Consider the following 13,660-nt stretch of genomic DNA (forward strand, 5'->3'; position numbering starts at 1 on the left):
TCCTAACGAATTTTGAGAAACTTTTTTTCCCAAAAAGAAACTTTACTCAAACGATCTATTCGGTATTGAAAAGTATAGGAGAGAAGCATGACCCAGCGTGTTGCCATTATCGGAGCCGGCCCAAGCGGACTGGCACAATTAAGAGCATTTCAATCAGCCCAGGAAAAAGGGGCTGAAATTCCTGAAATGGTTTGCTTCGAGAAGCAGAGCGACTGGGGCGGTCTGTGGAACTACACCTGGCGCACCGGTACCGATGAAAACGGCGAACCGGTACATTGCAGCATGTATCGTTATCTATGGTCCAACGGCCCGAAAGAGTGCCTGGAATTTGCCGACTATACTTTCGAAGAACATTTCGGTAAACCGATCGCCTCCTACCCGCCGCGTGAAGTGCTGTGGGATTATATAAAAGGCCGCGTCGAAAAAGCCGGCGTACGCGACTATATCCGCTTCAGTACCGCAGTGAGAAACGTCTCTTACGACGAGGAGAGCGGCAAGTTCACCGTTAGCGTCCACGATCACACCCAGGACAAAATTTACTCCGAAGAGTTTGATTACGTCATTACCGCTTCCGGCCATTTCTCTACTCCGAAAGTACCGGAATTCGAAGGCTTCAAAACCTTCGGCGGACGCATTCTTCACGCCCACGATTTCCGCGACGCTCTGGAATTCAAAGGCAAGGATATCCTGGTGGTTGGTTCCAGCTACTCGGCTGAAGACATCGGTTCGCAATGTTATAAATATGGCGCAAAAAGCATTACCAGCTGCTACCGCAGCGCTCCGATGGGCTTTAAATGGCCTAAAAACTGGGAAGAAAAACCACTCTTACAGCATGTCGATACCGAGCGTGCCTATTTTGCCGACGGCACTTCGAAAAAAATCGATGCTATTATTCTTTGCACCGGTTATCTGCACCACTTCCCGTTTTTACCCGATTCGCTGCGCTTGGTCACCAACAACCGCCTGTGGCCGCTCGATCTCTATAAAGGTGTGGTCTGGGAAGACAATCCGAAGTTCTTCTATCTTGGCATGCAGGATCAGTGGTATACCTTCAATATGTTCGATGCTCAAGCCTGGTATGTGCGCGACATCATTCTCGGCCGCATTGCCCTGCCGGAAAGCAAAGAAGAGATGAGCGCCCATTCTATGCAGTGGCGAGAAAAAGAACTGACGCTGGAAACCGCAGAAGAGATGTACACCTTCCAGGGCGATTACATCCAGGAACTGATAGACGCAACAGACTACCCCTCTTTCGATATTCCGGCGGTCAATCAGACATTTCTTGAATGGAAGCATCATAAGAAAGAGAACATTATGACCTTCCGCGATCACGCCTACGCCTCTCTGATGACAGGAACCATGTCACCGACGCACCATACTCCGTGGTTGGACGCGCTCGACGATTCTCTGGAAGCTTATCTGGCCGAAGCGCCTCTTGACGAAAAAATCGCCTCCAACCAGTAAGTGTTTAAGAGGAAGAAAGAGGTAAAGTCTATGCAAACCGTTCCAACAATTAAAAGCCGACCGGTCTACTCCCCGGTCGAAATCGATCAGGCTGTTCAACAGCATCTGTTTATTGCCGAAGAAGGTGCTTTTCCGACACTCAGCGACCTGTATCAGGACTGCGAAGGTGAAAAGTCCTGCTGGATCGTCGGACAAGAAAGCGCAGACAAACTCCCTAAAGGCTGTCATTTCATCGATGCTCAATCTTTTGAAGAAGCTTTCGGTGAATTGTTCGCCAAACTACCGATTTCCAGCAATCTGTATATTGCCGGAATCCGTGAAGCTTTCGTATGGGATATCCATAAGTTGGCGATCCAAGCCGGACTCGCACCTGAACAGATCAAAAAATTACAACCCCTCAGCAACGAGAGACGCCTGTTCTGCACTCACTGTTACACCCTCACCGAGGGCGTGACCTACACGCCGTTCGAATGCCCCGGCTGCAAGCGGTTGCTGCTGGTTAGGGATCATTTTTCACGTCTGCATTCGGCATATGTCGGGGTGCAGATCAATGCGGAAGATCCCAACGACATCCCGCCAAAGGAGGAGTTAAGCTAATGAGTGATGCCGCAATCAAAGTAAAGGTCAGCGACATTCGAGAAGTCGCCCCCACCATTCGCGAATTCACCTTCACTCCGCTTAAAGGTGAATTTTTTCCCTTCTCTCCAGGATCACATATCGTGGTGGAGATGCTTGACGGTACCAAGAAAATCCGCAACGCCTACTCGCTGCTAAGCGATCCGCGCGATCCTTCCAGCTATCGCATAGCGGTTCGCCTGCAACCGGAGTCGCGAGGCGGTTCGATCTTTATGCATCAACAAGTCAAGCTTGGCGATGAACTGTCTGTCACTCCGCCATCCAACCTGTTTTCTCCGGACTGGCGTGCAAAAAAACACCTGTTTTTGGCCGGCGGAGTCGGTATTACCCCGTTTATGTCCTATATCCCGGAGATGTTGCGCCGTAATGCCGATTTCGAGTTGCACTACCTATACCGCAGCACGCAAACCGGTGCCTATGCCGATGAGTTGCAATCCATGCTCGGCGAAAAGCTGTTCACCTACGACTCGGCCACGTCTCCGCGCGCCGATGTCGGCACAATCATATCCGGCTGTCCGCAAGGAACCCATATCTATATTTGCGGGCCCGAGTCGTTGATCGAATCGGTTTTAGCACAAGCCGAACAAACCGGCTGGCCGAAATCACATATTCATTACGAAGCCTTTGCCGCACCAAAGCCAGGTAAACCGTTTGTTGTCGAACTGAAAAAATCCGGCAAAACCGTCTACGTCAGCGGTGACGATTCCATGCTGGAAGCTCTGGAAGCGAATGACGTCGAAATTCCAAATATGTGCCGTGGCGGCGTGTGCGGGCAATGCATTACGCCAGTCGCCGAAGGTGAAATCGAACACCGTGACGAATTCCTGTCAAAACAGGAAAAAGACAGCAACTGCTGCGTCATGCCATGCGTATCGCGCGCCAAATCCGGTCGCATTACCCTAGACATTTAACAAGGAAGGAATCATGAGAGTCGCACCCAAACCGATACAAACTTTCCGAGACGATTTTACCTATACCAACAGCGATGACGCGATTAAACGTTTTCCGTTTCCTTTTCCCGAAGACGAATACATGTATTCGGTCAATATCGAGCCGCATGCTCTGCCTGGCCCGGAAGGTACGGTTTACGAACACCTGTTTGACATCGATGAACACTATCTGTCGGAAATGGCCGAACGCAAAATTGTGCTGGAAGAAAACCCGCAGCGTTGTCTGGCAATGCCGCATATGGATCTGGCCTGCTGGGATTTTATCGACCGTGCCATGACCACGATGTCGCAAGATTATCCGGAATACTTTTCCTTGCAAAAAGACGGTGATCTCTGGACTTGGGAAAACCGACTGCTGGGGATTCACGATACCTTTACTTTCGGCGACAGCGACACCCTGCCGCAACCTGCGTTGGAATATATGGGCTGTCAGGTTCAGGGAGACATCGCCATTCTCGACCAGCGCGAAAACGATCTCTTCCTGGATGCCGGAATCGTGACCTGTCCGGCCGACTGGTCTCTGGCCTTTGATGCCGGCATGAGTTTTTCCGAGTGGCACGGCCCCGTGCCGCTGGCACACGAGGCCGGTATTTTCGAACGCGCTTTGAAATACCTGACCGCCATTCCGGTCGGCCGTCCGGTTCGCCGCCTGAACTGGACTTTGACGATCAATGCACGCATGGATACCTCTCCGGAAACCTATCCGAACTGGGGCACCGACCGCGATAGCATCACACCGGAAAACATCGGCGCAAAGGTCTATCTGCGCGTCGAATTGCAAGTTCTGGATCGTATGCCGCGCAGCAACGGCTTACTGTTCAGCATCCGCACCTACCTGATCAGCATGAACGACTTGGTCACCAACCCGGAATGGGCTAAGCGTATGCATCGGATAATGAAAACCCTGCCGCCGGAATTGGTGGAATACAAAGGTTTAAGCCGCTATCACCCGATGCTGATCAAATGGCTGAAACAATTTGACTTGGAAAACTAAAAATAACTGCCCGCTCGACAGGAAGTCGAACGGTTTTATCACGCTTTAATTACTTGTCACAAAGGAGACCTGTCATGGCGATGACGCATTACCAACAAGCAACCAAACGTACCGAACTTCCGAGCATGGGCGTCGAGGGCAGCAATGCTTTCCTTGCCGATCTGGCCATCTCCGAAGATCCGGATAAAACCATTGTCGGAGGCTTCTTCCGCATGGAAAAATCCGACAAACCGCTGGTGTATACCTACACTTATCACGAAATGAAAATCATCGTCGAAGGCGAAATGATTATTTCGGATGAAACCGGGCAGGAAGTCCACGCCAGAGCCGGCGACGTCTTCTATTTCCCGAAAGGCAGCGTGATCACTTTCCAGTCGCCGAGCGTCGGTCTAGGTTTCTTCTGCGGTCAAAGACGAGAAGGCGAAGCTTGACCCTCTAAGCCGATTCAATACTCGATAACCTAAAAACGACCGGGTTCGGTCGTTTTTAGTCGAAATGAATGTATAGCAAATTCAGCTACATCTTACCAGTTGCAACAACTATAATCCCAAATCGCTCAAACCGGGATGATCGTCCGGTCTTCTGCCCAAGGGCCAGAAAAATTTCCGCCCGCTTTCGGCAATCGCCAAATCGTTGATACTGGCAAACCGTCGCTGCATCAGTCCTTGCGGATTAAACTCCCAGGTTTCGATACCGTAAGATCGGAACCATTGCCCGGCATCATCATGCCATTCGTAAGCGAAACGTACCGCCATGCGATTCTTCCTGAAACCCCATAATTCTTTAATCAGGCGATACTCATTTTCCTTTGCCCATTTTCGCTGCAAAAACGCCTTGACCTCCTCTCGCCCCTGCAGGAACTCGGTTCGGTTACGCCATAGGGTATCTTCGGTGTAAACCAGCGCGACCTTTTCAGGATCGCGGCTGTTCCAGGCATCTTCCGCCATACGAACTTTCTGTAGCGCGGTTGCCATTTCAAACGGCGGAATCGGGGCTTTCATGTGCATATTTCTCTCCTGTAACCAACTTGGTTTAATCAAATCCAAAATAAGTAGACAGACCTGTCTACATAAAAAGTATATTCATAGTAGACAGACTTGTCTATAATGTTTTGCATGACTAAGAAAACCACCCATAACGAATCAAAACCGCTGCCGGCACGTGAACGGATTCTCGTTACCGCACATGACCTTTTCTATCGGGAAGGCATTCGTGCCACCGGAGTGGATCGTTTGATCAAGGAATCCGCTGTAACCAAAGTCACCTTCTATCGCCACTTTCCGAGCAAAAACGATCTGATTCTGGCATTCCTGCACTATCGCCACCAACGCTGGATGAACTGGTTTTCCGAAGCTTTACGTCAAGGGCAAAACCAACCGCAAGCGATTGTCGATGCCTTGTCGGAATGGTTTTCCGACGTCGATTACCGAGGTTGTGCTTTTATCAATAGTGTCAGCGAACTGGCTAAGGATTTACCGGAAGTGGTACAGATTTCCCGCGAACATAAACGCGATATGAGTGAACTGGTCATGCAACTGCTACCGCAAAACAATCGCAATCCATTGCTGGCCGACGCAATTTCGCTGGCGATTGACGGCGCGATTATCCGGGCACAGTACGGCGAACCGGTTACACAGGTTCTAGAATCATTCCGCTTTATACTCGATGCTCTATTAAAGAGCCACGGAAACCAGTGACGGAAAAAGGAGTCAAAATGTCAAAGCGCTACCGCTGTTCTCAAAGGATTTCACATTTGCTGCTTGGCTGCACTTTGTCGGTAATAACCTGCCAGGCACATGCGCAAGACTCCAAAACATTACCACTTATCGACGCCCATTCTCATTATGCCCAAGCCGACACGGAAGCTTTTAATCCGCAGGAAATCATCGGCATCCTTGATACCAATCGAGTAGAGAAAATCCTGATTACCAGCACGCCGAACCAAGGCACCATCAAACTCTACGATTATGCGCCAAACAGAGTGATCCCTTTTCTCAGTGTCTATCGCACCAAGGCCGACAAACCAGACTGGATGCATCGAGGGGCAGTCGTTGCCGAAGCGGAAGAGGCGTTGAAAACAGGTAAATTCAAGGGGATCGGCGAGTTGCATATCTTCGCCAAGGATCGCAAGAGCCCGGTTTTAAAAGGCTTGGTGGAGCTCGCAAAGGCCAACCGTTTACCGATGCTGATTCACGGCGATGCCGAAATTATCGACGAAATTTTTCAGATCGATCCATCCGCTCAAATTCTCTGGGCACACTTGGGAACCAAACCGGAAATTACGCTACTCAGCTCAATGTTGCAGCGTTATCCGCAAAATCTCTATATCGACACTTCGGTCAGGGACAAGCAGTTATTGGCGGAAGGCGTTCTCGCCAAAAAGTGGAAAGCGTTTTTAATCGATCATCAGGATCGGTTAATGGCGGCAATCGACACTTTTAGCGTCAATCGCTGGAAGACTTATGATCTGGTGGTAAAAGATATTCAGACCTGGCTGGCAGATCTTCCTCCGGAAGTCGCCAGGAAAATTGCCCGCGGAAATGCCGAACGTTTTTTCGGCCTAAAAGAAGATATATAAAAGGCGGGTAAAAGCGCAGATTAATTTTCCTCTGATTCGAGCAGTAATACCTGAACCCTTTGAATTTCAGGATAAATCGGGGGGCCGAACTGGTTATAAACGGCAACATCCGCCGCGTCACGCCCATAACCAATCGTCACATAGCCATTCTGCGGGGAACTTTGAGTCGCATCGAAGGTATACCAGCGACCGGCAATATAAGCCTCAAACCATGCATGCATATCCATAGGTTTAAGACCGTATAAATACCCGACTACCAGACGGGCGGGAATGCTTAAGCTGCGGCACAATGCAATGCCGAGATGAGACAGATCCCGGCAAACTCCCGATTGCCGCAAATTAACCCCAACGGCGGATTCTGGAGTGTCACTGCTTCCCGGTTCATAACGAATCGTCATGCGTAACCATTCTTCAATTGCCGCGACCTGATCATAGCCCAGTTGTCGCCCGGTCGTGATTTCCGTCGCCATTTGCCAGAACAGCTCCGACTCGCAATATCGGCTCGGCAATAAATAAATCAACACCGAATCGGGTAAATACTGAATTTCGACAAACGGCGCCCCCGGATCGCGGTCGATTTTCGGTGCAGTCATAACATCCGCCGCCGTATGAATTTCAAAAGATCCGGGAGGAGCAACCAGGCGCTGGCAAAGGTTACCGTAATAATCCGTGAATTCGAAGACGGGTACACTCGGTACAAGCCTGTACTCCTCGCGCGCAATCCATTGCTGGGCACCGCTTCGAGGCCGCAACATCAAAATAAAAGGCGTAGCAACCGTAATTTCGAAATGAAAGTCGCAACTGATACGTAACCACATAAAGAGAAGCCTCCAAAAAAAGAATAAAGAAAATACCCGCTATCATTTGCGGTTTTGGAGAATCGAGTTTTCTTCCATTAAAGCACATTTCCGAATATCGTTGAGAAGTTGTAAACATTCAGCTGCGATGTTCGCTATTTGGAAAAGCTGATCTGGCACCGCATAGTAGAAAACCAGCCACAAAAAAGCCGGCTTTATGCCGGCTTTTCACTTTATATAACAGCTTAAGAATCAAGCCAGATCAAAGCGATCCGCGTTCATCACTTTTACCCAGGCGTTAATGAAGTCCTTAACAAACTTCTCTTTGTTATCGTCCTGAGCATAGACTTCCGAATAGGCGCGCAGAATCGAATTGGAACCGAACACCAAATCGACCCGCGTGGCAGTCCACTTGGTCGCACCGGTTTTACGATCGCGAATCTCATACAGGTTCTCGCCGGTCGGATGCCAGCTATTCGCCATGTCGGTCAGGTTGACGAAGAAATCATTACTCAGTACCCCAACGGTATTGGTGAAAACGCCGTGCTGACTGTCGCCATAATTAGCTCCCAACACACGCATACCACCAACCAGAGCAGTCATTTCCGGAGCGGTCAACCCCATCAATTGAGTACGATCCAGCATCATTTCTTCAGGAGAAACGACATAATCCGCTTTCAACCAGTTACGATAACCGTCATGCAACGGCTCGAGGTATTCGAATGATTCTTCATCCGTCATCTCGGCTGTCGCGTCGCCTCGCCCCGGAGTAAACGGCACACTTACATCAACTCCGGCGGCTTTGGCGGCAACTTCTACCGCAGCGCTTCCGCCCAGTACAATCAAATCCGCTATGCTAATCTGCTTGCCGCAACAGAACTGAATACCTTCAAGCACATTCAAAACCTTGCGCAGACGTTCGGGCTCATTGCCCTCCCACGCTTTTTGCGGTGCGAGACGAATACGTGCACCGTTTGCGCCCCCTCGCATATCCGAACCGCGGAAAGTACGCGCACTATCCCAAGCGGTTGCCACCAACTCGCCAATGGTCAGACCACTATCAAGGATTTTAGCTTTTAATTTGCCTATTTCCTCATTGTTCAAGGTGTAATCCACAGCAGGAATCGGATCTTGCCAGATCAGATCTTCATCCGGTACATCCGCTCCCAGATAGCGAGCTTTAGGCCCCAGATCACGGTGTGTCAGCTTAAACCAGGCGCGCGCGAATACCTCTGCGAAATAATCCGGGTTTTCATAGAACTTCTTGGAAATTTCACGGTAGATAGGATCCTTAATCATCGCCATGTCGGCGTCGGTCATAATCGGGTTATAACGACGGGAAGGATCTTCGACATCCACCGGCTTATCTTCTTCCTTAATATTGATCGGTTCCCACTGATGCGCTCCGGCCGGAGATTTTTTCAGTTCCCAATCGTAGTTGAACAACAGGTAAAAATAACCGTTATCCCATTGCGTCGGATTCGTCGTCCAGGCACCTTCGATACCGCTGGAAACCGTATTGCGCCCGATACCGCGCGAAGTATGGTTATTCCAACCCAGTCCCTGCTCTTCAAGGCCGGCACCTTCCGGATCGGCTCCCAGCTCGGCAGCATCACCATTACCGTGACATTTACCCACCGTATGACCTCCGGCCGTCAAAGCAACGGTCTCTTCATCGTTCATCGCCATACGCTTAAAGGTAACGCGAACGTCCTGCGCGGTTTTCAAAGGATCCGGGTTGCCGTCAACCCCTTCCGGATTAACATAGATCAATCCCATCATGACTGCTGCCAACGGGTTTTCCAGATCGCGTTCCCCGGAATAACGACTACCTTCACCGCCGGACGGCGCCAGCCACTCTTTTTCCGATCCCCAGTAAATATCCTTCTCCGGATGCCAGATATCTTCACGACCGCCTGCAAAACCGAAGGTTTTCAGCCCCATCGACTCATACGCCATATTCCCGGCCAGGATCATTAAATCGGCCCAGGAAATTTTATTGCCGTATTTCTTTTTGATCGGCCACAACAGTCGGCGGGCTTTATCCAGATTAACGTTGTCCGGCCAGCTGTTCAGCGGCGCAAAACGCTGGTTACCGGTTCCGGCTCCACCGCGACCGTCGGCTACCCGATAAGAACCGGCCGAGTGCCACGCCATACGAATCATCAGACCACCGTAATGCCCCCAGTCTGCCGGCCACCATTCCTGGCTGTCGGTCATCAAGGCTTTCAGATCGTTTTTAAGCGCTTCCAGATCCAGTTTTTTAAACTCTTCCGCATAGTTGAATCCTTCACCCATCGGATTCGTTTTCTTGTCGTGCTGATGAAGAATGTCTAAATTAAGCGCATTCGGCCACCAATCCATTACAGAAGAACTGGTTTCGGTATTCGCGCCGTGCATAACAGGACATTTACCTTGTGACATCGTTAACTCCTTAAAGTATTTTTATATTGATGCTGTAAAGCGAGAGTTATCATCAATCTGAATACTTTAAAGTGTCTAATTAATTGAAATTACATTAATGATAGTTTTTTACTATATAAGAAAGAGCTTTAATAGTTTTTCCCCGGTATAAAGGGCTTTGAAGGCATAAAATAAGTGAACCCTTATTTGAAATGAGAATCAAACGCATGTGTTTAAATTTATTAATACCCATATTAAGTTTCTTTAACTCTCTTAAGCAAACACAAAAAAACCGTCAAAAACCGGCTTAAGAAATTACCGCGAAAGCTTCGTCGTCATTCATCAAGGTCAACCAGCTGCAAATTTAAGAAAGCCAAATAATCTCCATTTGTGATCGGCATTAACTCGGAAGTATCGCGGTTAAAAATATATACCCAGGAAAAAATCCGCTTGCCATCGGCTAAATCGATAGCAAGCTTTTTTCGAATGTACTCATGCGGCAGAGGAAAATTTTCCGAACACTCTTCATATTCATCCAATCCCGCTAACAATTTTTCCCTCTCTACAATCCGGTATACCTCACCCAAAACCCGATCATCAGGCTGACTGGATTCGATTGCCCCCGGATAACCGGCGACTTCAAACAGTTTTCCGTTCAAATAAGCCTCGGACACATATTCGCAGTATGCGGCAATTAAGTCATGTCTCGCCGCCCGTTTTCGCAGAGAGCCGTAAACAAATAAATACTGGTTTTTCTCCATAAATTACCCTTCGGAATTCCAATCAATACCGCATGACTAGCAGTGAAGACAAACTAAATATAATCATAAAAGAGAGCTCTTCGTTACGCGATAAATAAAATCCCCCAACGTCGAGATTGACACCCTTATCTTATGCGCCTTAGGATGGACATAGAATCGTAACAACAGTGAGAAATCAGGCCATGAATATTGAAGAAATGCTCAAAGTCGCTATATCCGAAGCGCGTACAGGATTAGAAGAAGGCGGAATTCCTATCGGCGCCGCACTTTTTTCCGATGACGGCACTCTACTCGGTAAAGGACATAACCGCCGAGTTCAGGACGATGATCCAGCGATCCACGCCGAAACCGATGCTTTCCGTAATGCCGGACGGCAAACCGACTATCGTAAGACCGTAATGGTCACCACCCTTTCCCCTTGCTGGTATTGCAGCGGGCTGGTACGTCAATTCGGTATCGGCACGGTAATTATCGGAGAAAACGAAACCTTCAAAGGTGGTGAAGACTGGCTAAAGGAAAACGGCGTCAAAGTCATCGTCGCCGACAACAGCGAATGCAAACAACTGCTGAATCAGTTTATCGAAAAACACCCGGAAATCTGGAACGAGGATATCGGAGTACCTTGCGAGTGTTCGAACGACGAAAACTAATTCGCTATTCAGAAAATAGATTATTGATCGCCGCACCTATTTTCGAGTGTCGTTTTTCTCTTCCCCTTGCCTAAGAGAGAATTCCTCCTTTTCTGAAACGAGCAGGAATTCTCAATATTTTCTACACTAATTCATTGAATTTTAAGAGTAAACTTCTTAGCATAAATTCAAAATATTTGCTGTGGTGCATAGTCGACGAAATAACAAATAAAACATACCGTCGTTACACTTCCTTTAAATTAGAGAATTCAGCGAGGCATACATGTCAGAAACCTATTCACACCTTTTCAGCCCGGTAACACTCGGCGAAATTCCATTACCGAACCGTATTTTAATGGCTCCCCTTACACGGGCCAGAACCGAACATGATCACCTTCCCAACGACCTGATTGTCGAACACTACGCTCAGCGTGCCAGTGGCGGTTTACTCATTACTGAAGCAACCATGGCCATGCCTGACACCTGCGCTTTTATGCGCGAACCGGGCATTTATTCGCCGGAGCAGATCGAAGCCTGGAAAAAAGTCACTAAAGCGGTACATGACAAAGGCGGTCGTATCGTAATGCAAATCTGGCATGGCGGTCGCGCCTGCCATCCTGAATTAAATGACGGTCGTCCTGCCGTCGCGCCAAGTCCGATTGCGATTGAAGACGAAGTCTACACTCCAAAAGGCAAACTTCCTTACACAACCCCAAGAGCACTGGAAATCGACGAAATCCCCAAGATTATTGCCGGTTTCAAGCAGGCGGCGATCAATGCAAAGGATGCCGGTTTTGACGGTGTCGAAGTACACGGCGCGAACGGTTATCTGCTTGATCAATTTCTGCGTAGCGGTTCAAACAAGCGTACCGACCAATATGGCGGCCCTGTAGAAAATCGGGCCCGATTGTTATTCGAAGTTCTGAACGCCGTTATCGACGTCTGGGGGAGCGGCCGCGTCGGCTTGCGAATCTCTCCGGTCAACAGCTATAACAGCATGCGAGACGACGATCCGGTCGGACTGACCACTTGGTTGTGCGAAAACTTAAACCCTCTGGACCTGGCTTATCTGCATGTCATGCGCAGCGATTTCTTCGGGCAGCAAAAGGAAGATGTCCTGACTGCCGCCATTGAACACTATAAAGGCAATCTAGTTGCCAATATGGGCTATACCGCCGACGAAGCGGAAGCGGCAATTGCCGGCGGTGATATTCAGGCGGTAGCGTTTGGCGTAAGCTATCTGGCTAACCCCGATTTGCCGGAAAGAATCAAAGCCGGGGCCGAATTGAATACGCCAGATCCGGATACCTTCTACACGCCGGGCGCAGAAGGATATAACGATTATCCATACATGAGTTAATCGGGTTCCATTACATCTAAAAGCATTCATAGAGGCTAAGTTCAACTAGTCCTCTATGAATTAATCAGACATAACCTTAGCCGATCCAACTGCTCATCGCTCCACTTACCGAAATAGCGACTATTCAACATCTGCTATGGGAGCATTACGATACGGGTAATTTTTTAATCTTGTGTCACTGCGTTCAAAAGGTTTAGTGAAAGCTTTATCCTTATCAACCCAATCATCCCATTTGAAGTTTTCGATGATCTTTGTCTGATAACTTTCATGCAGAGGATGACTCAATACATCATTCACATGCTTCCATTGATAATATCTTAAAAGGTCAACCTGGTACGGAGTTGGCTGCCCTTTTGAGTTTTTCACCTCTTTTTTCAGGTCAATCACCTTTTGCATACTGACTTTGGGAGTCCATTTGATTTTTCCCGGAAGCACAACCGGTTCACCGGGAATATTATTGACCCCTTCCTTCCAGGTTGCCAGAACCGCGACTTCGGTATCTTCCCGATATAACAGAACGGCATGACTATAATTTTTGTCTTTAAAAATGCCAAGGTTACCGTATTGGAAGCGAGCACCGGTCAAAAAAGCAACTGCATCCGACCAGCACGGCCCCGCTCCCGAAATTCCTCTGAGAACACTCCGGTCGATGATTCCATCCGGAAACAGGATCTCAAATGCGACTTTCATGCTATTGGCAGCGTGCGTCGTACCTTCACAATCATGGCCATGCCACTTAACCATATCTTTTAAAGTGACCGCGTAAGTCCGCTGATAATAGCGGCCTTGAGTCCCTTTCGTTGCCAGAATCTCAAACACCGGAGCATAGGGCATTGCTACCATAGGTGCATACCATGTCGGTACGCTATCCGGCTGGGTTACTCCCGTTTCTATAAAAATATTGACACCTTGTTTATAGGAAGGTCCTGCAGCGTGGAGGGACGAACCAATAGACAATAAAAACATCGCCGTCAAAGAAATCAGTTTCATACTCATTTTTAACTCTCCTTGCAAAGAATCAAACGATAAAGATTAACTAACTTTCTATTTGATCTTACTCTCTATTTCCATTAAGCAGGAGCTAAAAA

General features: G+C 48.6%; 14 protein-coding genes. 9 read left to right on the plus strand and 5 right to left on the minus strand.

The window, feature by feature from the left end:
• Positions 1-87 precede the first annotated feature (87 nt).
• From H8792_RS03505 to H8792_RS03525, 5 genes are all read left to right on the plus strand, one after another.
• On the plus strand, positions 88-1,464 hold the full coding sequence (locus tag H8792_RS03505; RefSeq protein ID WP_185977543.1) for an NAD(P)-binding domain-containing protein: 1,377 nt from the start codon (positions 88-90) through the stop codon (positions 1,462-1,464).
• A 30-nt stretch (positions 1,465-1,494) separates the two neighbouring features.
• Positions 1,495-2,061 carry a dimethylamine monooxygenase subunit DmmA family protein gene (locus H8792_RS03510; protein ID WP_185977544.1) on the plus strand — a complete coding sequence of 189 codons (567 nt, stop codon included), beginning with the start codon at positions 1,495-1,497 and terminating at the stop codon, positions 2,059-2,061.
• Entirely contained in the window at positions 2,061-3,011 is a 951-nt protein-coding gene (locus H8792_RS03515; RefSeq protein ID WP_185977545.1) for a PDR/VanB family oxidoreductase, read from the plus strand. Before H8792_RS03510 ends, H8792_RS03515 begins: the two co-directional genes overlap by 1 nt.
• A 13-nt stretch (positions 3,012-3,024) precedes the next feature.
• Entirely contained in the window at positions 3,025-4,044 is a 1,020-nt protein-coding gene (locus H8792_RS03520; RefSeq protein WP_185977546.1) for a heme-dependent oxidative N-demethylase family protein, read from the plus strand.
• A 74-nt stretch (positions 4,045-4,118) separates the two neighbouring features.
• Entirely contained in the window at positions 4,119-4,475 is a 357-nt protein-coding gene (locus H8792_RS03525) for a cupin domain-containing protein (RefSeq protein ID WP_185977547.1), read from the plus strand.
• A gap of 108 nt (positions 4,476-4,583) precedes the next feature.
• Here H8792_RS03525 and H8792_RS03530 read toward each other — a convergent pair whose 3' ends face one another.
• On the minus strand, positions 4,584-5,051 hold the full coding sequence (locus H8792_RS03530) for a nuclear transport factor 2 family protein (RefSeq protein WP_185977548.1): 468 nt from the start codon (positions 5,049-5,051) through the stop codon (positions 4,584-4,586).
• A gap of 108 nt (positions 5,052-5,159) precedes the next feature.
• Here H8792_RS03530 and H8792_RS03535 point away from each other — a divergent pair, with 108 nt between their 5' ends.
• Positions 5,160-5,741 (plus strand): TetR/AcrR family transcriptional regulator, encoded by a 582-nt coding sequence (locus tag H8792_RS03535; RefSeq protein ID WP_185977581.1) that lies wholly within the window; start codon positions 5,160-5,162, stop codon positions 5,739-5,741.
• Between the two features lie 17 nt (positions 5,742-5,758).
• Complete coding sequence (locus H8792_RS03540; RefSeq protein WP_185977549.1) at positions 5,759-6,622, plus strand: amidohydrolase family protein; 864 nt, start codon at positions 5,759-5,761, stop codon at positions 6,620-6,622.
• Between the two features lie 20 nt (positions 6,623-6,642).
• On the opposite strand, the gene H8792_RS03545 is transcribed toward H8792_RS03540, so the two are convergent.
• The 3 genes from H8792_RS03545 to H8792_RS03555 all read right to left on the minus strand — a co-directional run bounded on the left by H8792_RS03545 (position 6,643) and on the right by H8792_RS03555 (position 10,583).
• Positions 6,643-7,440: a transglutaminase domain-containing protein gene (locus H8792_RS03545; protein WP_185977550.1), complete on the minus strand. Its 798-nt coding sequence runs from the start codon at positions 7,438-7,440 to the stop codon at positions 6,643-6,645.
• A 231-nt stretch (positions 7,441-7,671) separates the two neighbouring features.
• Complete coding sequence (gene katG / locus H8792_RS03550) at positions 7,672-9,843, minus strand: catalase/peroxidase HPI (RefSeq protein WP_185977551.1); 2,172 nt, start codon at positions 9,841-9,843, stop codon at positions 7,672-7,674.
• A gap of 314 nt (positions 9,844-10,157) precedes the next feature.
• Complete coding sequence (locus H8792_RS03555; protein ID WP_185977552.1) at positions 10,158-10,583, minus strand: gamma-glutamylcyclotransferase family protein; 426 nt, start codon at positions 10,581-10,583, stop codon at positions 10,158-10,160.
• A 182-nt stretch (positions 10,584-10,765) separates the two neighbouring features.
• Here H8792_RS03555 and H8792_RS03560 point away from each other — a divergent pair, with 182 nt between their 5' ends.
• Positions 10,766-11,233 (plus strand): nucleoside deaminase, encoded by a 468-nt coding sequence (locus H8792_RS03560; RefSeq protein ID WP_185977553.1) that lies wholly within the window; start codon positions 10,766-10,768, stop codon positions 11,231-11,233.
• 262 nt (positions 11,234-11,495) lie between these two features.
• Positions 11,496-12,572: an alkene reductase gene (locus tag H8792_RS03565; RefSeq protein WP_185977554.1), complete on the plus strand. Its 1,077-nt coding sequence runs from the start codon at positions 11,496-11,498 to the stop codon at positions 12,570-12,572.
• Positions 12,573-12,692: 120 nt separating this feature from the next.
• Here H8792_RS03565 and H8792_RS03570 read toward each other — a convergent pair whose 3' ends face one another.
• Positions 12,693-13,568 (minus strand): FmdE family protein, encoded by an 876-nt coding sequence (locus H8792_RS03570; RefSeq protein WP_185977555.1) that lies wholly within the window; start codon positions 13,566-13,568, stop codon positions 12,693-12,695.
• Positions 13,569-13,660 lie beyond the last annotated feature (92 nt).

Origin of the sequence: Thiomicrorhabdus heinhorstiae (assembly GCF_013391765.2) — a bacterium.
GTDB classification, from domain to species: domain Bacteria; phylum Pseudomonadota; class Gammaproteobacteria; order Thiomicrospirales; family Thiomicrospiraceae; genus Thiomicrorhabdus; species Thiomicrorhabdus heinhorstiae.

What these genes read in the sequence shown, in the direction of transcription:
- H8792_RS03505 (WP_185977543.1), top strand. Translation starts at nt 88, where the DNA reads ATGACCCAGCGTGTTGCCATTATCGGAGCCGGCCCAAGCGGACTGGCA.
- H8792_RS03510 (WP_185977544.1), top strand. Translation starts at nt 1,495, where the DNA reads ATGCAAACCGTTCCAACAATTAAAAGCCGACCGGTCTACTCCCCGGTC.
- H8792_RS03515 (WP_185977545.1), top strand. Translation starts at nt 2,061, where the DNA reads ATGAGTGATGCCGCAATCAAAGTAAAGGTCAGCGACATTCGAGAAGTC.
- H8792_RS03520 (WP_185977546.1), top strand. Translation starts at nt 3,025, where the DNA reads ATGAGAGTCGCACCCAAACCGATACAAACTTTCCGAGACGATTTTACC.
- H8792_RS03525 (WP_185977547.1), top strand. Translation starts at nt 4,119, where the DNA reads ATGGCGATGACGCATTACCAACAAGCAACCAAACGTACCGAACTTCCG.
- H8792_RS03530 (WP_185977548.1), bottom strand. Translation starts at nt 5,051, where the DNA reads ATGCACATGAAAGCCCCGATTCCGCCGTTTGAAATGGCAACCGCGCTA.
- H8792_RS03535 (WP_185977581.1), top strand. Translation starts at nt 5,160, where the DNA reads ATGACTAAGAAAACCACCCATAACGAATCAAAACCGCTGCCGGCACGT.
- H8792_RS03540 (WP_185977549.1), top strand. Translation starts at nt 5,759, where the DNA reads ATGTCAAAGCGCTACCGCTGTTCTCAAAGGATTTCACATTTGCTGCTT.
- H8792_RS03545 (WP_185977550.1), bottom strand. Translation starts at nt 7,440, where the DNA reads ATGTGGTTACGTATCAGTTGCGACTTTCATTTCGAAATTACGGTTGCT.
- katG (WP_185977551.1), bottom strand. Translation starts at nt 9,843, where the DNA reads ATGTCACAAGGTAAATGTCCTGTTATGCACGGCGCGAATACCGAAACC.
- H8792_RS03555 (WP_185977552.1), bottom strand. Translation starts at nt 10,583, where the DNA reads ATGGAGAAAAACCAGTATTTATTTGTTTACGGCTCTCTGCGAAAACGG.
- H8792_RS03560 (WP_185977553.1), top strand. Translation starts at nt 10,766, where the DNA reads ATGAATATTGAAGAAATGCTCAAAGTCGCTATATCCGAAGCGCGTACA.
- H8792_RS03565 (WP_185977554.1), top strand. Translation starts at nt 11,496, where the DNA reads ATGTCAGAAACCTATTCACACCTTTTCAGCCCGGTAACACTCGGCGAA.
- H8792_RS03570 (WP_185977555.1), bottom strand. Translation starts at nt 13,568, where the DNA reads ATGAGTATGAAACTGATTTCTTTGACGGCGATGTTTTTATTGTCTATT.